At 29.4% G+C, this 19,330-nt stretch carries 18 protein-coding genes; 2 read left to right on the top strand and 16 right to left on the bottom strand.

Features of this window, described 5'->3' with window-relative positions; genetic code table 11:
- Positions 1 to 39: 39 nt before the first annotated feature.
- From phoU to MHL31_RS12045, 5 genes are all read right to left on the bottom strand, one after another.
- Positions 40 to 705: a phosphate signaling complex protein PhoU gene (gene phoU / locus MHL31_RS12065; protein ID WP_240226205.1), complete on the bottom strand. Its 666-nt coding sequence runs from the start codon at positions 703 to 705 to the stop codon at positions 40 to 42.
- Positions 706 to 717: 12 nt separating this feature from the next.
- A complete protein-coding gene (gene pstB, locus MHL31_RS12060) occupies positions 718 to 1,560 on the bottom strand; it encodes a phosphate ABC transporter ATP-binding protein PstB (protein WP_256451647.1) in 843 nt (280 codons plus the stop codon).
- On the bottom strand, positions 1,539 to 2,393 hold the full coding sequence (gene pstA, locus MHL31_RS12055; protein ID WP_240226204.1) for a phosphate ABC transporter permease PstA: 855 nt from the start codon (positions 2,391 to 2,393) through the stop codon (positions 1,539 to 1,541). The genes pstB and pstA overlap by 22 nt, the downstream gene beginning before the upstream one ends.
- A complete protein-coding gene (pstC, locus tag MHL31_RS12050; RefSeq protein ID WP_240226203.1) occupies positions 2,386 to 3,264 on the bottom strand; it encodes a phosphate ABC transporter permease subunit PstC in 879 nt (292 codons plus the stop codon). Before pstC ends, pstA begins: the two co-directional genes overlap by 8 nt.
- 88 nt (positions 3,265 to 3,352) lie before the next feature.
- Complete coding sequence (locus MHL31_RS12045) at positions 3,353 to 4,303, bottom strand: PstS family phosphate ABC transporter substrate-binding protein (protein ID WP_240226202.1); 951 nt, start codon at positions 4,301 to 4,303, stop codon at positions 3,353 to 3,355.
- 363 nt (positions 4,304 to 4,666) lie between these two features.
- On the opposite strand from MHL31_RS12045, the gene MHL31_RS12040 reads away from it, so the two are divergent.
- Positions 4,667 to 5,014, top strand: a complete 348-nt coding sequence (locus MHL31_RS12040; protein WP_240226201.1) for a hypothetical protein — start codon at positions 4,667 to 4,669, stop codon at positions 5,012 to 5,014.
- 75 nt (positions 5,015 to 5,089) lie between these two features.
- On the opposite strand, the gene MHL31_RS12035 is transcribed toward MHL31_RS12040, so the two are convergent.
- The 3 genes from MHL31_RS12035 to MHL31_RS12025 form a co-directional block, all read right to left on the bottom strand.
- Positions 5,090 to 7,045, bottom strand: coding sequence for a hypothetical protein (locus tag MHL31_RS12035; protein ID WP_240226200.1), 1,956 nt, complete (start codon positions 7,043 to 7,045; stop codon positions 5,090 to 5,092).
- 265 nt (positions 7,046 to 7,310) lie between these two features.
- Positions 7,311 to 10,046 carry a TonB-dependent receptor gene (locus MHL31_RS12030; protein ID WP_240226199.1) on the bottom strand — a complete coding sequence of 912 codons (2,736 nt, stop codon included), beginning with the start codon at positions 10,044 to 10,046 and terminating at the stop codon, positions 7,311 to 7,313.
- A gap of 111 nt (positions 10,047 to 10,157) precedes the next feature.
- Positions 10,158 to 10,547: a carboxypeptidase-like regulatory domain-containing protein gene (locus tag MHL31_RS12025; protein WP_240226198.1), complete on the bottom strand. Its 390-nt coding sequence runs from the start codon at positions 10,545 to 10,547 to the stop codon at positions 10,158 to 10,160.
- 150 nt (positions 10,548 to 10,697) lie between these two features.
- Here MHL31_RS12025 and MHL31_RS12020 point away from each other — a divergent pair, with 150 nt between their 5' ends.
- Positions 10,698 to 12,029, top strand: a complete 1,332-nt coding sequence (locus tag MHL31_RS12020) for a deoxyguanosinetriphosphate triphosphohydrolase (RefSeq protein WP_240226197.1) — start codon at positions 10,698 to 10,700, stop codon at positions 12,027 to 12,029.
- Between the two features lie 13 nt (positions 12,030 to 12,042).
- Here the strand turns inward: MHL31_RS12020 and MHL31_RS12015 are convergent, their stop codons facing one another.
- The 8 genes from MHL31_RS12015 to MHL31_RS11980 form a co-directional block, all read right to left on the bottom strand.
- The gene (locus MHL31_RS12015) at positions 12,043 to 13,182 is read right to left on the bottom strand and encodes an ATP-binding protein (RefSeq protein ID WP_240226196.1); all 1,140 of its coding nucleotides are present in this window, start codon (positions 13,180 to 13,182) and stop codon (positions 12,043 to 12,045) included.
- A 10-nt stretch (positions 13,183 to 13,192) separates the two neighbouring features.
- Positions 13,193 to 13,948 (bottom strand): SDR family NAD(P)-dependent oxidoreductase, encoded by a 756-nt coding sequence (locus tag MHL31_RS12010; RefSeq protein ID WP_240226195.1) that lies wholly within the window; start codon positions 13,946 to 13,948, stop codon positions 13,193 to 13,195.
- A gap of 109 nt (positions 13,949 to 14,057) precedes the next feature.
- Positions 14,058 to 14,987, bottom strand: coding sequence for a hypothetical protein (locus MHL31_RS12005; protein ID WP_240226194.1), 930 nt, complete (start codon positions 14,985 to 14,987; stop codon positions 14,058 to 14,060).
- A gap of 119 nt (positions 14,988 to 15,106) precedes the next feature.
- On the bottom strand, positions 15,107 to 15,580 hold the full coding sequence (locus MHL31_RS12000; RefSeq protein ID WP_240226193.1) for a hypothetical protein: 474 nt from the start codon (positions 15,578 to 15,580) through the stop codon (positions 15,107 to 15,109).
- Positions 15,581 to 15,722: 142 nt separating this feature from the next.
- On the bottom strand, positions 15,723 to 16,583 hold the full coding sequence (gene atpG, locus MHL31_RS11995; protein ID WP_240226192.1) for an ATP synthase F1 subunit gamma: 861 nt from the start codon (positions 16,581 to 16,583) through the stop codon (positions 15,723 to 15,725).
- A 68-nt stretch (positions 16,584 to 16,651) separates the two neighbouring features.
- Positions 16,652 to 18,229: a F0F1 ATP synthase subunit alpha gene (gene atpA, locus MHL31_RS11990; RefSeq protein ID WP_240226191.1), complete on the bottom strand. Its 1,578-nt coding sequence runs from the start codon at positions 18,227 to 18,229 to the stop codon at positions 16,652 to 16,654.
- Positions 18,230 to 18,278: 49 nt separating this feature from the next.
- Complete coding sequence (atpH, locus tag MHL31_RS11985) at positions 18,279 to 18,812, bottom strand: ATP synthase F1 subunit delta (protein WP_240226190.1); 534 nt, start codon at positions 18,810 to 18,812, stop codon at positions 18,279 to 18,281.
- 10 nt (positions 18,813 to 18,822) lie between these two features.
- Complete coding sequence (locus MHL31_RS11980) at positions 18,823 to 19,323, bottom strand: F0F1 ATP synthase subunit B (RefSeq protein ID WP_240226189.1); 501 nt, start codon at positions 19,321 to 19,323, stop codon at positions 18,823 to 18,825.
- Positions 19,324 to 19,330: the final 7 nt, after the last annotated feature.

The following is a 19,330-nucleotide window of genomic DNA, read 5'->3' as shown; positions in this document are numbered from 1 at the left end:
AAAAACTTCATAAAAATTGAGATATAGTTTTACAACAACTTATTTCACCTTTTTATGTTTAACCACCTCTGCATCAATATAAAAAATAATTTCTTCAGCAATATTTTTTATTAGATCTCCAATACGCTCAAACTTTTTAATAACGCTAAACACCAATAATGTTTGGTCTATTACTGCAGTATCTTTTTTAATTTCGTCTTCAATAATAGCAAATGAATTCGCATTTATTTTATCTAAAATTTTGTCTTTTTTAAATACTTTTCTAGCAAATTTAGCTTCTTTTTCTTCATAAGTAGCTGTTATATCATTAAACATAGATAAGATAGTCTTGTGCATTTTTTCAAACTCTAAAGCCTTTAGTAACTCTGGATCTATTTTTATATCTTGATCAACAATATATTTTGAGATTCCATAAGCGTGATCTGCAATACGCTCTAAATCAAAATTAATTTTTAAAATTGCCATTATAAAACGCAAATCAATAGCAACGGGAGTGTAAAGTGCTAAAAACTTTTCACAATCGTTCTCAATTTTTAAATCCAATGCATTTACGCGTGTTTCTGTATTTATAACCTCTTCTGCTAAATCGCTGTCGTGTGTTAAAAATGCTTCGGTTGCTTTTTCTATTTGCGAAATACATAAAATTAGCATTTCAAAACCAGCTTCGTTTAAACTGGCTCTTTGCTCTTGTGCATTTATTATCATAATTCTATGTTTTTATCCAAATCTACCAGTAATGTAGTTTTCGGTTTGTTGTTTTTCTGGGTTTGTAAAAATTGTTTTTGTTTTGTCGAATTCAATAAGCTCACCAATATAGAAAAACGCCGTATAATCGCTTATTCTACTTGCTTGTTGCATATTATGAGTAACAATAACTATTGTATATTTTTCTTTAAGCTCAAATATTAAATCTTCAATTTTAGCTGTTGAAATTGGATCTAATGCCGATGTTGGCTCATCCATTAAAATAATTGAAGGCTCAACGGCTAAAGTACGCGCTATACATAAACGTTGTTGTTGACCACCAGATAAAGCAAGTGCAGATTTTTTTAAATTGTCTTTTACTTCTTCCCAAAGATCTGCTTGTTTTAGGGCTTTTTCTACACGCTCATTAATTAACTTTTTATCTGTTATTCCCTGAATTTTTAGTCCATAAGCTACATTTTCAAAGATTGATTTAGGGAAAGGATTTGGTTTTTGAAAAACCATACCAACTTCTTTACGTAGTTCTTCAACATTTACTTTACTTTTATAAATGTTTTTCCCATTTAATTTAATTTTTCCTTCCATTTTAAAAGCATCTACATAATCGTTCATTCTATTGAATAAACGAAGAAATGTAGATTTACCACAACCAGACGGACCAATAAATGCCGTTACAGTATTTGGTTTAATATTCATGTCAATTCCTTTAATTGCCATAAAATCTCCATACCAAACTTTAACATCTTTAATAGCTATTTTAGCACCTTCACTCGAAAATTGAGCGTCAATTTGATCTGATTCGATACGCTTTTTATCTTTTTCTTTTGTCATTGTTATTTCCATTTCTTTTGCCATTTATTTCTAAAATAAACAGCTATACCATTCATTATAAATGTTATTAATAATAAAATAATAATTGCAGCAGCAGCATTTTCAATAAAACCGTGCTGTGGTCTTGATATCCAATTAAAAATTTGAATTGGCAACACCGAAAATTCATCCATTGGGTTTGATGGTGCAAAAGGAACATATGCTAAAGCACCTACAACTATTAATGGTGCTGTTTCACCAACGGCTCTAGAAAGTGCCAAAATTACACCTGTTAAAATACCACCGCCTGAAGCTGGTAAAACCTGATTCCAAATTGTTTGCCATTTTGAAGCACCTAGAGCATAAGACGCATCTCTAATAGAACTAGGAACTGCTTTTACGGCTTCTCGAGTAGCTACAATAATAATAGGAAGTATTAATAACGATAAAGTCAATGCACCTGCTAAAACACTAGCTCCTAAACTCATAATTCTTACAAAAACTTCTAAACCTAATAAACCATAAATTATAGAAGGTACACCAGCTAAATTAGAGATATTAATTTCTAAGATTGCTGAGAGTCTATTTTTTTTATTGTATTCTTCTAAATACACACCTGCAGCTACTCCAACAGGAAATGCTATTATTGTTGTTAAAAGTAAAATCCAAATACTTCCCATAAGAGCAGTATAGATTCCAGATTTTTCGGCTTTTCTAGAAGGTAAATCGGTAATAAAAGCCCAGTCTATTCTACTAATTCCATCAATTAAAATATCACCTATAAATACAGTTAATAAAACCAACCCAAATAGTGTACAAGCTATTCCCCAAATTTTGAACAGTTGATCTTTTAATCTATTTTTTTGAATACTATTCATATTTTTCTTGGTATTTTTTTCTAATTCTATAACTCAATGTATTCAGTAAAAATGTAAATACAAACAATGTAATACCAGCAGCAAAAATTGTTCTGTATTCAATTGATCCGTGCTGCACATCTCCTAAACTTACTTGAACTATATATGCTGTAATTGTTTCAACAGGAACGGTTGGATCTAAGGTTAATCGTGGTTGTTGACCTGCAGCAATAGCTACAATCATAGTTTCACCAATGGCTCTTGAAATTGCTAAAATTATAGATACAATAATACCCGAAGAAGCAGCTGGAACAACTACTTTAAAAGCTGTTTGTAATTTTGTTGCTCCCATTCCATAAGATGCTTCTCTTAAATCTTTAGGTACTGCATGCAATGCGTCTTCACTAATAGATGAAACAAATGGAATAATCATAATTCCCATTACAATACCAGCTGAAAGCGAATTAAATCCAGATAAACCAGGAATAAATTGTTGTAAAAATGGAGTTACTACAATTAAAGCAAAAAAACCATATACAACTGTTGGTACAGCGGCCAATAATTCTAATAAGGGTTTTACTGTTTTTCTAAAACTTTTCGGGGCATATTCACTTAAATAAATACTAATTGAAAGTCCTACAGGAAGTGCTACTAAAATTGCTATAAAAGAAATTAATAGTGTTCCAGACAATAATGGTAAAATACCATAGTGTTTATCTGTAAATAAAGGAGTCCATTGCGTATCTGTAAAAAATTCTATTATTGAAACTTCGCTAAAAAACTGAAAAGCCTCTATAGTTAATACCGAAATAATTCCAAAAGTTACTGCAATTGTAATTAAAGCACTAAATAATAGTGATTTTTCAATTATAAATTCTTTTATTTTTCGCATTAATTATAATTTAAATGAAGCTGTTTAAAAAACTGAGATCCGTTCAGATAAATTAAACACAACGATTAAACAGCTTCAGTTTTTTTAATTATTTATTACTTTCAACAAAAGCTTTGAAATGTTCTTTTTGTGCTACATACAATTCTGAAGGCAAAGAAATATACCCAACATCTTCAGCCAATTCACCTGCATTATCAATATAAAAATTCATAAATTCTACAACTTCAGGATGTTTTACCGACGTACTGTTTACATACACAAATAAAGGTCTTGATAAGGGACTATATGTGCCATTACTCACGGTTTCTAAAGTTGGTTTTACAACTTCTTTTCCATTATTAACACCAATTAAAGTTAGCTTATCTTTATTTTCAGAATAATATGCTAATCCAAAAAAACCTAGTGAATATTTATCACCTGCAATTCCTTGTACCAAAACATGGTCGTCTTCACTTGCTGTAAAATCACCTCTACTTGAACCACTTTTACCAACAATAGCTTCTGTAAAATAATCATAGGTACCCGATGCGACTCCTGGTCCAAATAAATGGATTTCTTCATCTGGCCATTCTGGTCTAATTTGGTTCCATTTCATAATTACACCCTGAGCAGCTGGCTCCCAAATTTTCTTTAATTCTTCAACAGTAAAGTTATCTACCCAATCATTTTCTGGATTTACTAAAACTGCTAAACCATCGTAAGCAACTTCTAATTCTAAATAATTAATATTATTTTCAATACAAGCTTCCTTTTCTTTATTTTTTATAGGGCGCGATGCATTTAAAAGGTTAGTTTCACCTCTTGAGAATTTTTTAAAACCTCCACCAGTACCAGATACTCCAATGGTAACCTTTACTTTAGGTTGTACTGCTCTAAACTCTTCAGCTACTGCTTCTGTTACAGGAAATACAGTACTTGATCCATCTATTTTAATAGTGCCTTCTAACACATCTTTATTCGAAATCGCTTTTTTATCTTTTTTTTCACCACAAGAAATTGCTACTATTACTAAGCAAAGTATAAATACTATTTTTTTCATTTTTATTCTTTTTATGTATTACAAAGAAATGATTCAGTTGTTAAGTTTTGGTTAACAGAAAATTAAGTATTTGAGATAATTTTACTGTAATTTAAATTCTGCATTAATAAATAGTAACAATTTGTTATTGAATATATTTATTATTTAAACACAATTGGAAAGGCTCAATAAACTTTATATTTTAATATCCAAATTTTAGAAGACTTCACGAGTTAGATTTAAAACACATAAAATCAGTGTTTTATGTGTTTTTACAAAAAACTTAATGTAAACTTAATGTTAAGAAATAGTAAATTTAATGCTAATAAACTAAATTTGATACAGCTTAAAACAACAAATATTAATTAAAAAAACATATATATTATGAAAACAATTTTAAAAATAGCGGTTCTGTTATTCTGTGTAACATCATTTGCGCAAGAACAAAAAGTAGATTATAAAAAAGTAACTAATAATTTAGTAAAAGCAACTTATTATTTTGCAGATAATAGTGATTTAATTGAAAGGGAAGGTTATTTTGATGCAGATGGTAAATTACATGGAAACTGGATTAGCTATGATTTAGAAGGAAATAAAACATCAATTGCCAATTACACAAACGGTAAAAAAGAGGGAGTTTGGACTTATTTTAAAGAAGATAAAGTAAGCCTAGTTACTTATAAAGAAAATAAAATTATTAAGGTTGAAGAAAAAGCTTTAGTAATTAATTAATACTCAATTAATGTTCTTAATAAAAAAGAGGGTGCTAAATTAGCACCCTCTTTAATTTTAAAAAATAAGTTTTGTTTATAAACCTGCTCCAATCCAAGACCAAGAGGAAATATCTACTTTAGTACCTGTATTATATGCATCGGTTGTAGTCGCTGCAACTCCATCAATAATAACGTTCGATAAAGCTCCATCATCTTTCATATCTATATTTTTTGCATAACCTTCTAAATATAAATTAGTGATAGTTGCGCCAGATTCTAATTTAAATTGCAATGCTGTACCATCAACAGTTGAAATAGCAGTTACATTTACAAATTTAGGGTTGTTATTAACTTTATCACCTTCAAAAGCTGTTGAAAAACCTGCTACTGTATGCGAAATATAGGTATTTGTAACGGTTCCGTTCCAACCCTCAGTCCAATCAACAGCATCATCTTCATTGTTTTCTAAATAAATATTAGAAACTGAAACAGTACCTCCAAAAAACTCTATTCCATCATCAGCACCATCTATTACAGCAATATTCTCTAATGTTGTTCCAGAACCTACAGCATATAAAGACACTCCATTGTATTGAGAATCTAAACTAATTTGAGCTCCTGTTCCTTTAATTACAAGATTTTTTATTGAACCAGAGTTATCAGTATCATCTGTACCTCCGTAAATAAATCCTCCAACTTCAGCTTCAGCATCTACACCAGCAGTTGTTGTAGCCTTACCACAAATAGTTAAACCTCCCCAATCTCCAGGGCTTGCATTAGCAGAAGACATAATAACAGGATTACTTTCGGTTCCTTGTATATCTATTTTACCACCTTTAAGAACAGCAATATACACATCAACTCCACCTTTATCTACAGTAATTTTTGTTCCAGCTTCAATAGTTAGTGTAACTCCATCTTGAACAATATAAGAACCTGTTAAACTATAGTTTGTATCTGCAGTTAATGTTTTGTTAGATGTTAAGTTTCCGTTTAACACTTCTAAAGCCACATATTGACCATTTATAAAATTCCAATTTGAAATATCTACAAGTGCACCTAAATTATAACTATCTGTTGTAGTTGCAGCTACACCATCTATAATAACATTAGACAAAGCTCCATCATCTTTCATATCAATATTAGTATCATAACCGCTTAAATATAAATTTGAGAAAGTTGCTCCAGACTCTAATTTAAATTGTAGAGCAGTTCCTCCTACTGTTGAAATTGCAGTTAAGTTATTAATTTTAGGATTACCATTAGCTTTATCAGCCTCAACCACAGTTGAAAAACCTTCAATAGTATTTACAACATACGCATTATTTACAGTACCGTTCCAACCTTCTGTCCAATCGATAGCATCATCTTCATTATTTTCTAAGTATAAATTTTCTACAGAAACAGTTCCTCCAAAAAATTCCACACCATCATCAGAACCATTTATTACAGCAATATTTTCTACTGTAGTTCCAGAACCAACTGCATAAAAAGATACACCATTGTATTGAGAGTCTAAACTAATTTGAGCTCCTGTACCAATAATTACTAAGTTTTTAACTGTACCTGAATTATCAGTATCTTCTGTTCCACCGTAAATAAACCCGCCAACTTCAGCCTCAGCGTCAACACCTGCTGTAGTTGTAGCTTTACCACAAATTGTTAAACCTCCCCAGTCTCCTGGGTTTCCATCTATAGAAGACATAACAACAGGATCACTATCTGTACCGTTAATATTAATTTTTCCTCCTTTTAACACTGCAATAAAAACATCTACTCCTCCTTTATCAGCAACAATTTGAGTTCCAGCAGGAATGGTAAGTGTTGCTCCTTCTGAAACAATAAAAGAACCTGTTAAATCGTAACTTGTTGAAGCATTTAATGTGTAGTCTTCTTCTAAAAAACCATTCATTACACCAATTTTTAAATTTTCAACTACTTCATCCGTTGGATTTATAATTGGATCAGGATCACTATCGTCACAGCTAAATAATGTAAATAAAGCAACTAATGCTGTTATTCCAATAAATTTATAATTCACTTTTTTCATGTTTTTAAAATTTGAATTTATTTGTTTATGTTAATTATGTGCAAATAACCTTTTTTAGTACCACCTAGCCCTTAAGAAAACATTAAGTATGTATTATGAATTCTATTGAATTTAGCTGTAATGTTAAAAAAATGTTATGCTGATTTTTGAAAATAAAAAGAGACTATATTAAAAGTAATAAACATCGTCTTTCTGAACTTGATTCAGGTTGATGTAAACTTCACTTTTATTATAGCCTCTTTTTTAATAAAGAATTCTAGGATATTTAAAACGTGTATTTAAATCCTATACTTAAATCTAAACCTTTTTTATAAGAACTAATAATTTCATTAGTTTCAATTTCTGATGATAATGGTTTTACTTTTTGAGATTGCTCAATACTTGGATTTAATAAGTTTTTTCCAACTAATTTTACTGAAAATTGTTTGCTTAATTGTTTACTTAAAACCAAATCAAGTGTTACAAATCCTTCTTCAATAATTTCATCATTATATAAAATTGCGCTATTACTAAAATCTTCTGGAGCTCCTAATGCGTAAATTTTATCTGATGAGTAATTTCCTGATAATGTAGCATTAAATTCATTTTCTTGATTATTAGAATAACTTAAAGCTGTATTAACTATAAAATCCGAAGCTCCTTGTAAATCAGATGCGGTTTTATTGTTGTATTGGAATTCTTCTAATAAATCTTGATTAAACCACATTTTTGTTGCATTAATATTAATGTTTAAATCACTATTTTCTTTATCAATAATATTAAATCTAGTTTCAAACTCCAACCCTAATACATCGGCTTTTTCACCAGTATTATCGTATGAAAAATTACCTGAAGAACCTCTTGTTTGAGATAAATTTATTGGATCTTCTATTCTTTTATAAAAACTAGTTACAGAAATTAATTCTTTTGAAGAAGGGTACAGTTCCCATTTTAAATCAACATTATAATTAGTAGATTCTTTTAACTCTGGGTTTCCTTTTGTTACACGCCCTGTAGGTGAAACATATTCAAATGGTGCTAATTCTTTAAATTCTGGTAGTGTAATAGTTTTACTACCCGCTAATCTTAAAAAATTAGTTTCGTTTAACTCATATTTAAAATTTAAACTTGGTGCTAAATTGTTATAATCATTATTTAAAGAACCTATTCTACCAACATAATTTGTAACATCCCAATTTACACCTAAATTATCATTTTCGTATCTAACACCAATATTACCAGTTAGCTTATTAAAGCTAAAATCTAAATTAGCAAACCCAGCATAAGTTTCAAGAGTTGCATTATAAATATCTTCAGGTCTTTCTCTTAAAGTTATTGTACCATTATTAAAATACATATCATCAAATGCTACAGATAAATCATCTATAGAAGTTACTTGAAAACCTTTTGCCCTAACCCCAACAAATAAAGAATTAAAATTTCTTTCTTTTTGACGGAAATCAGCTCCAAAATTTAATTTAAAAGTATGTTCTGAATCTGTATTAAACGTAATTTGGTCTTTTAAGGTTCCGTTTAATTCAACATCTTTAATTTTTTGATCAGATTTTCTTTGTTGAAAATCTCCTACGTGAGCAAACTGAACAGTATTTTCATCTAAAATACTCACTTCATTTCTAATTCTATTAGGTTCTTTTGCAATTACATAGTTATAACCAACACCCCAATTTAACTTATTATTTTCAGTAATATCGTGAGTTCCTAAAACTTGGTTTACAAACATTCTGGTTTGTTTTAAATTTTGATCTCTTACAAAAGCACCATATTCTGAAGGGTCTTGATCAAAAACATAGCCTTCACCATTTCTACCTTGTTCAAATAAATTATCAATAGTTTTATTTACAAATAAACTGGTGAATTTTATTTTATGATTATTATTTAATCGGTAACTTAAATTAAAAAGCCCTGTTGTATTAATGGTTGTTTTATAAGCCTCTACATCTGTAAATGAATTATTTAAAACATTTGATCTGTATTTTTTAAAAATTCCACTTTCATAATTATAAGAGCCTTTGTGTGAAAGTGTTGCAAATACAGTAAGGTCTTTTTCAAATAATTGAAGCTTTTTTCCACCTGCTATAGAAACTCCAAAATTTAATGGAGTACTTCTAGTTTCTGTATTCCAACTTTGTAAAGTGATTGCATTGATTAAAGCATATTTTTTGGTATAAAATCCAAAACTTAAATCGTTAGTATTTTGAGTTGCTCTAAAATTATTAAAAATACCATTTTTTAGAACCGTTGAATTAGATCCTCCGCTAATTCCAATTGAAAATCCACCTCCATTATATTCTTTTGTAGTAATATCTACATTACCAGAAGCTTGATCTATATAGTTTTCGGAACTATAAGTTTTACTAATTCCAACATTTTGAATAATATCTGTAGAGAATAAATTTAATTCTATATTCTTTTTTTCAACATCATCTGAAGGTATTGGCAAACCATTCATAGTTGTTGTTAAATAGCGATCACCTAAACCACGAATGAAAATATCTCCAGAACCTTCATTTTTAGTAACACCTGAAATTTTAGAAGTTGCCACAGCCGCATTAGAAACACCTGTTTTTGCCAACCTTTCTGAACCAATACTTTCTTTAATTATTGTCGCTTTTTTTTGTTCAGTTAAAAGTGCCCTTTCAGATTCTTTTTTAGTAGAACCCGTAATTTGAATTTCACTTAAAGAAACTCCTTGACTTGCACTTAAAATTTGATCTAATTTTGTGTTTTCTCCTGCGCTAACAATAACATTTGGTATCTCAACTGTTTGATAACCTATAAAGCTAAAAACAACAGTGTACGACCCTTCATCAACTTGTAAAGTATATTCTCCTTCAAATTCTGTTGTAGTACCTACAGATGTTCCTTTAATAAAAACATTTGCAAATGGCAATGGTGAGTTATTTACTTCCTTATCTAAAACAATTCCAGAAATTGTTCCTTTAGTTTGGCCAACTGCCACTGTGCTAATAAGTATAAGTAATACAATATAAAAATTCTTCATTTTTTAGTTTTAAATTCTTGCGCAAAGGAAGAGCTACTAAGTAAATGAGAAGTTAACGAAGTGTTATATAATGGTAATAAATCTGTTAATTTAATGTAAATTATTTAACTTTTAAATGGTGTTAATTTCAGCGATAGAAATAGTAGTTTTTAAACGTAAAGCACCCAATACTTGATCTAATTTTAATGTAGTATTCTCTAAAACCTCTACATCTTCAACTTCAATTGTTTGGTAACCGATAAAACTAAAAACTAATGTATAATTCCCAGGATTTAAACTAAGCTTAAAAGCACCATCAACATCTGTTACAACGCTAATACCAGCTTCTTTTACAAGTATTTCAGCAAAAAATAAAGGATCACCTTCGTTTTCCCCATCCAATACAACGCCTTCAATCTTTCCATCATTACCGTAATTTTCAATCAAAGATCCTATTTTTAATGATTGACCAAAACTATGTGAACTTATAACCAGTAAAAAAACAAAAATTAAATATCTCATATTGCTATAATTTTAATTACAGCAAATAAACCATGCAGTTGTTAAGTAATAGTTAAGCATGTATTATTATTGTATGAGCTAATTGTTAATTTTTGAAATAATAAAATATAAAATAATAGCTATCTTGCACTAAATTTTTAACTAATGAAAATGAATTGGAACCAACTATTATCGTTAAAAAGATATGGTGATACGCAAATAAGATTAAGAAAAAAACAAGATGAAACACGCCTTGGATTTGAAGTAGATTATGACCGTATAATTTTTTCAGATTCATTTAGAAGCCTACAAGATAAAACACAAGTTATACCTTTATCTAAAACAGATTTTGTTCACACCCGTTTAACTCATAGTTTAGAAGTGAGCGTAGTTGCACGGTCTTTAGGTAGAACTGTTGGTGAAAAAGTATTAAAAAAATATCCTGAATTAATAGATTTAGGTTATAAAATGAACGATTTTGGTGCTATTGTAGCTTCAGCTGCTTTAGCGCATGATATTGGAAACCCTCCTTTTGGACATAGTGGTGAAAAAGCTATTGGAGAATATTTTATAAATGGAAAAGGCAAAAAATATAAAGAACAACTTACCGATAAACAATGGCAAGATTTAATTGATTTTGAAGGAAATGCAAATGGTTTTAGAATTTTAAGTGAAACTAAAGAAGGTATTGAAGGCGGATTGCGTTTATCATATGCAACTTTGGGAGCCTTTTTAAAATACCCTAAAGAATCTTTACCAAAAAAACCAACACAACATATTGCTGATAAAAAATATGGAATATTTCAATCTGAATTAACTTTTTTTGATGAAGTAGCTAAAGAATTAGGTTTAATTTCTACAGGTACAAATGAAAATATTGCTTATAAAAGACATCCTTTAGCTTATTTAGTAGAAGCTGCCGATGATATTTGTTATACAATTATAGATTTTGAAGATGGTATTAATTTAGGCTTAATTGAAGAAGAATTTGCTTTAGAATATTTAATAAAATTAGTTAAAGACACTATTAATTCAGAAAAATACTATCAATTAAAACATAAAAAAGATCGTTTAAGTTATTTACGCGCCTTAGCTATTGGAACACTTATTGGAGAAGCTTCAAAAGTTTTTTTAGAAAATGAAGAAGCTATTTTAAATGGAAATTATCCATATTCTTTGTTAGAAAAATGTAAGTATGAAGCACAGATAAATGATATTATTAAATTAAGTGTTGAAAAAATTTACAAAAGCAGAGAGGTAATTGAAAAAGAATTAATGGGCTATTCAATAATTTCTAAATTATTAGATGTGTTTTTAACAGCCTCTAATAATAAATTTGAAAACACCCTTTCTAATTACGATAAATTAGTGCTTAACTTATTGCCTGAACATTTACAAACACCAGACGAAACACTTTATCTTAGAATTTTAAATATTTGTGGTTTTGTTGCAAGTTTAACAGATGGTTTTGCTTTACAATTATATAAAAAAATAAATGGTTAACTCTTTAATTTTATTAAGGATAATTTACCTTTCTTAAAATCCGTACAGCTTCTTTATATTTTATATAACTGGTTTTATCTTCTAAGTTTTTTAAGTAACTTTTAGATTCTTTTAACTTTAAATAAGCATTTGGAATCTCGTTTAATACACAAATTAAATAATTTGTTGGTAGTTCTTGTAATTCAACAAGTTCTGTTTCGTTTAAAGGTTCTTTATTTTTTAATTTATCTAAAATAATATTGCAATTATTAAATATACGAAGTAGTTCTTTTTTATTAAAACGAGGCGGTTTAAATAAAAGCTCAGTTACTATATCATATTTACCATTTTCCTTAAAATGAATTACTGTTTTTTCTAAAGGATAAAAATCAAATTCATCTTTAATTCTTAAAAAAACATATTCTGTAATAATAAACGACTGGCTATTTACTTCAATTTTAACTTCATCAAGTGCAGAATAAAACAAACGAACTTGCTCATCTATAAGTTCAATATCAACTCTAGAATAAAAAACTTTATCTCCAACAATTTTTTTCTCTCCTGCCCAACACAATACAAAATGTTCATTAAAAACCTTATAAGTAGGGTTGTATGCGTCTTTATGTCTTTCAAAAAAATCGAAAACCCCGTCTAATGTTAGTTTTATATTATTACTCGCTTTTTTTTCAATAGCTTCTACAATTTCTTTATTGGTGCTTTTTAATTCGAATTTACCTAAAGTAGACATAGAGGTACTTCCTCTTCTATAAAAAATACGTCCTTTTGCATATTTCCAGAGTTGTTTTTTTAAACGGGTAATTTTGTTATTAGGATGTATGGTTACCAAACCAATAACTTTATAGCGTGGTAGACTTGGAAATCGAATATTTTCGTATTGAATTTTGGGTGGATTTTCTAGATATGAGTTTACTAAATTTTGAATTTTACTATCATCAAAAAAATCTACACCTTTAATTAAATTTAATTGGTCTTCAATTCCAATAACTATAAACGAACTATTTTCTGGATTTGAATTTGATAATGCGCAAACGTGTTTTAAAAATTTAGCTTTTCCTTCTTTAGAATCTAATGAAATTTTGAGTTTTTTATCATAAAAGCTATTTTCATCATTATACGCTAGTAAATTTTTTATTAGTAACCGTTTGTTTATCATTTTACACTAATTATTCTTTATTTAAAATTGTTGCACTTGCCTGTGCTGTTGGATAAACAATTAAATCTTCAATATTAACATGAGCTGGGCGAGTAACTACAAAATAAATAATTTCTGCAATATCTACAGCTTGCAAAGCTTTATACCCTGCATATACATTTTTAGCTTTTTCTACATCACCTTTAAATCGAACTTCAGAAAACTCTGTTTCTACCGCACCTGGATGAATTGCAGCAACTCTAATATTATGTTTATTTAAATCAATACGCATTGCTTTATTTAAAGCATTTACTGCGTGTTTAGATGCGCAATACACATTTCCATTAGGATATACATCTTTTCCTGCAATAGAGCCTATATTTACAATAAAACCCTCATTTCTACTCACCATTTGTGGCATAATTGCTTTTGAAACATATAATAAACCTTTCACATTAATATCTAACATAGCATCCCAATCCTCAATACTTCCATCTTGTATACTGTTTAACCCATGTGCATTCCCTGCATTATTAATTAAAATATCGATTGTTTTAAATGCTGAAGGTAACGATTCTATGGCCTTAAACACAGCTTCTTTATCACGCACATCAAACTGAAGAGTAATAACATTGGTTAATGTACTCAACGCTTCTTTTAGCGCTGTTAAACGTTCACTTCTTCTACCACAAAGAATTAAATTAATCTTATTTTTTGCAAAAATTTCTGCTGTTGCTTTACCTATACCTGAAGTTGCTCCAGTTATAAATGCTGTTTTTTGTTTCATTTTAAATTAAAATTTTGAATTATAAAGGTACAAAAAAACCGCTCCAAAAAGGAGCGGTTTTACTAGCTGGTTATTAAAAATAACCAACTAAAAATCAACTAACCAAACTTTATTTTAAATTTCTTCTAACTTTTGTTTCTCTTATTACCTTAGTTCGTTTTCTACCCTCATCACTTACACTCTCAACTGCATTTTTTTCTGAACTATTTTTTAAATATTGTATGTAACCTCTTCCGGTAAACTCGTAAGTTGTTCCAGAATCAATGTGGTACAAACTAATCCTTGCATCACTAATAACGCTTAACTCAAACTCTTCAGTACCGTACAAATCATAATTTAATGTTAAAATCTTTAAATCATCATATCCTTGTACATCATACACTGAATAGCTACCTACATAATCCCAATATATATTAGCAATTTGCGTGCCAACTTTATCTTGGGAAGAATAAAATGTTGTTAAATTTTCAGGTGTAAATGCTAAAAAGTTTTCGTTATCAAATTCATTTATAAAACCAGCATTACTAGTATATGTTTTTGACCAAGCATTGTATTCTTGTAAAAAATACTCGATATTATCATAAAACACTAGATCATAGTCAAAATTACTTTTTTGATATCCCTCTAAATAATAGGTTACATTGTTATAATTATCTTTTAACCGTATTTTACCTCTTGATGCTTCAATTACATCAAAATCATAATAACCATCTAAATTATGGTCAATTTCTAAAAAGCCATTGTAGGTGTCATAATAACCTATCAAAATTCCATATCCATCTCCATTTACTCCAATACCAACTATATTATTATTAGCATAGACTCTACCGTTTATAAATGAAATAGTAAACGCTTTTGATAAAAAAGGAACATCACCAGTCCCCGTTGTTTTATTGTAATCTACATACCATAAATCGTAATTTGCTACAATATCTTCTAAATCATCATAATAATAATCATTATCACCAAAACTAACACTACAAGAAGAAAATGACACTCCTATAATTAAGGTTGCAAAAAGTAATTTTATAGTTTTCATAATCTGTTGTTTTATTAGTTATATCAATTGAAAATTCAAATTCTATGCCAAAAAATAGTAAATATATCTTTAATTTATTAACACCTTGAAATTAAGTCAATTACAGTTATATAAATTATTTACTTTTCAAGTTTTTTAACTTCCGGAATTTTATAATATTTAATTTCATTATTAACCGTAAAAGAAATTACCGCTTCATTTTCTGTTAATTGAAAGGGAGACTTTTTTGAAATCTCTGGAAGTTTATTTCCAAATTCTTTTTTAGAATCGCTATGTAAAATAAAATCTTGCATTCTATTTGGCAACATAAGAGTACCTACATAACTATTTTTTGATGTAGTAGTATCTTTTTCTAACTTGGCTGATGCATTTCTAAAGTACACAGAATCTAATACCGTATTAGAATTATTAATGTCAACCTGAAAAATATATCCTTTAACTCCAGGCTGTCTACTATCCAAATTTTTATAAAAAGCACTATTTATTATAAATGAAGGATGCTGCTCAAAATTACTAGTAGAATTAGATAGGCCGCAACTTTTAAATACGACAATAAATATTACTGAAATAAATAAGTATACAATTTTATTCATAAAATATTGTTTATAATTATACACCAAAATGTATACCAAGTTATAAAAAAAGAGCCTGCCAAAATGGAAAGCTCTTTTATATATTTTTTCAATTTATCTTAATTTAGAATGAAGATTTGTAGACTAATCTTCCACGCTGCGTCTAATTGTTCAAAGCCTCAGCCCCACCAACAATTTCTAATATTTCGTTAGTAATGGCAGCTTGACGTGCTTTGTTGTAAGTTAATAATAACTCGTCACGTAAATCTGTAGCGTTATCCGTTGCTTTATGCATCGCAGTCATACGTGCACCATGTTCAGAAGCAAAAGAATCTCTAAGTGCTTTGTATAATTGAGTTTTTAATGATTTAGGAATCAATTCTAATACAATTTCTGGTTTAGATGGCTCAAAAATGTAATCTGCATTTGAAACTATTTCGCCTTCTATTGGTTCAATTGGTAAAAATTGTTCTACAGTAGTAATTTGTGTAGCAGCATTTTTAAACCTATTGTAAATTAATTCAACTTTATCATAATCACCTTCAGCAAACATTTCCATTATATTGTTTGCTATAGCAGCAACATTCTCAAATGTCAACTCATCAAAAATATCATTATTATTTTCAATAACAGTATATTTTTTAGCTAAAAGATCGTTTCCTTTTTTACCTATTGTTAATAGGTCTACTTGTTTATTGCTGTAAAAATCGTTAATATGTTTAGTTGCTCCTTTAACTATAGAAGAATTAAATCCTCCACACAACCCTCTATTAGACGTAATTACAACTAATAATACTTTTGAAACCTCTCTTTGCTCAGAATAAACTCCACCTACTTCACTACTTAAAGTTGCACTTAAATTTTGTAAAAGTTCTGTAAGTTTTTCGGCATACGGACGCATTTGCGTAATTGCATCTTGTGCTTTTTTCAACTTTGCAGCAGATACCATTTTCATGGCACTAGTAATTTGCATTGTTGAACCAATGGATGTAATTCTGTTACGTATTTCTTTTAAGTTTGCCATTTATTTCTGGTATCTATAAGTATTAAGTATTGAAAATTTCCTCTCAATACTTAATACTAAAATCTTAATTATGCGTATTTTTCTGAAACCTCTTTTGCTGCAATTGTTAAAGTATCAATAACCTCATCAGTTAATTTACCAGCCTTTAAAATATCTAATGTATCTCTGTGCTTAGCGTTTAAAAATTGAATATAATCGCTTTCAAATTCTTTAATTTTTTCTACAGGAACATCTTTTAATAAGTTTTTAGAACCTGCATAAATAATTGCAATTTGATCTTCAACTTTAAAAGGATCAGCTTGTGCTTGTTTCAAAATTTCAACGTTACGTTGTCCTTTTGAAATTACATTCATTGTAGCTGCATCTAAATCTGAACCAAATTTTGCAAACGCTTCTAATTCACGAAATTGAGCTTGGTCTAATTTTAAAGTACCTGCTACTTTTTTCATTGATTTAATTTGTGCGTTACCACCAACACGAGATACTGAAATACCTACGTTAATAGCTGGACGTACACCTGAGTTGAATAAATCTCCATCTAAGAAAATCTGTCCATCAGTAATTGAGATTACGTTTGTTGGAATATATGCCGAAACGTCACCTGCTTGTGTTTCAATAATTGGTAAAGCTGTTAATGAACCACCACCTTTAATTTTTCCTTTTAAAGAATCAGGTACATCATTCATTTGAGCAGCAATAGTATCGTCATTAATAACTTTTGCAGCACGTTCTAATAAACGAGAGTGTAAGTAAAAAACATCCCCTGGGTATGCCTCACGTCCTGGTGGACGACGTAATAATAAAGAAATTTCACGGTATGCAACAGCTTGTTTAGATAAATCATCATAAACAATTAAAGCCGGACGACCTGTATCTCTAAAATATTCTCCAATTGCAGCACCTCCCATTGGAGCATATACTTGCATTGCAGCAGGGTCAGATGCATTAGCAGCAATAATTGTTGTATAAGCCATTGCTCCTTTTTCTTCTAATAAATTTGCAATTCCAGCAACCGTAGATGCTTTTTGACCAATTGCAACGTATATACAATATACTGGAACACCAGCATCGTAAAATTCTTTTTGATTGATAATAGTATCAATAGCTACTGTTGATTTACCAGTTTGACGGTCACCAATAATAAGTTCACGTTGCCCTCTACCAACAGGAATCATTGCATCAACAGCTTTTAAACCAGTTTGTAATGGTTCAGTTACTGGCTCACGGAAAACAACACCTGGAGCCTTACGCTCTAATGGCATTTCAAAAGTTTCTCCTTGAATAGCACCTTTACCATCAATTGGAAAACCTAAAGTATTTACTACACGACCAACAATTCCTTCACCTACTTTTAATGAAGCAATACGTTCAGTACGTTTTACAGTAGAACCTTCTTTAACTGCAGAAGAGTGCCCTAATAAAACAACACCTACATTGTCTTCTTCCAAGTTTAGTACAATTCCTTCTAATCCATCTTGAAACTCAACTAGCTCACCATATTGAACATTTGCCAAACCATACACACGTGCAATACCATCACCTACTTGTAATACAGTTCCTACTTCGTCTAATGAAGCTGATGCTTCAAATCCTGCTAATTGTTGTTTTAAAATCGCTGATACTTCAGCTGGTTTTATTGATGCCATTTTATATATTTTTTAAAACTAAAATCTTTTTTTTATAAATTCGAAAATATTAATTTTCAAATTGTCTTTTTAATACTTGTAATTTATTTGAAATACTTGCATCGTATTGAACATCTCCAATACGTAATATAAATCCACCAATTATATCAGGATCTACAGTGTTTTCTATAGTTGCTTCTTTGCCAGTTGTTTCTTTAATTTTTGCAAGTACCTGTGCGTTTAAAGCTTCTGTTAAAGGAACTGCTGTAGTAACTTTTGCTACTTCAATTCCCTTTAGCTCATCAAAAATAACGGTATATTTTTTTGCTACATCAGTTAAAATTGACAATCTTTTATTTTCAACTAAAAGATCTATTAAGCCCATAGTTACACCAGATACTTTTGAAGAGAAAACTTCTTTTAAGGCAGTCTTTTTTAGTTCCGATTTTAAAACTGGACTACTTAAAACCAACTGTAAATCTTTACTTTCTTCAATTGTACTAACAACCACCAACATATCGTTATTCACTTCAACTTCTTTTGATTGTTCAAGTGCAAAACTTAATATTGCTTTTGCATATCTTACTGCTGCTCTAGATCCCATTTAAATTTTATTAGCTAATAGTTACTTCTTTTAATAGCTCTTCAACAAGTTTAATTTGCTTGTTTTTATCTGCTAACTCACCTTTAACAACTTTTTCTGCAATACTTACTGATAATTCAGATACTTGATTTTTTAAGTCTGAAATTGCAGCTTGCTTTTCTGCTTGGATAGTTTCTTGTGCTTGTTCAACTATTTTAGTTGCTTGTTGTTGTGCTTCATTTTTAGCATCAGCTATAATACCTTCTTTCATTTCACGAGCTTCTTTTAAAAGTGTGTCTCGTTGTGCACGAGCTTCTTTTAAAATACGTTCGTTATCTGCTGTTAGGTTCTGCATTTCTTTACGAGCATTTTCAGCTTCGTCTAATGCATCTTTTATACCATCTTCTCTTTCATTAACTGAGTTTAAAATAGGTTTCCAAGCAAATTTATGCAATACAAGTACTAAGACAATAAATAAAATTAATTGCCAGAAAAATAACCCTAAAGAAAACTGTTCTATTAACTTATCCATTTTTTAT

The organism is Lutibacter sp. A80 (genome assembly GCF_022429645.1).
Classification (GTDB): Bacteria; Bacteroidota; Bacteroidia; order Flavobacteriales; family Flavobacteriaceae; genus Lutibacter.
The sequence above is the reverse complement of the archived record's forward strand: the minus strand, read 5'-3'. Positions and strand labels throughout refer to the sequence as shown.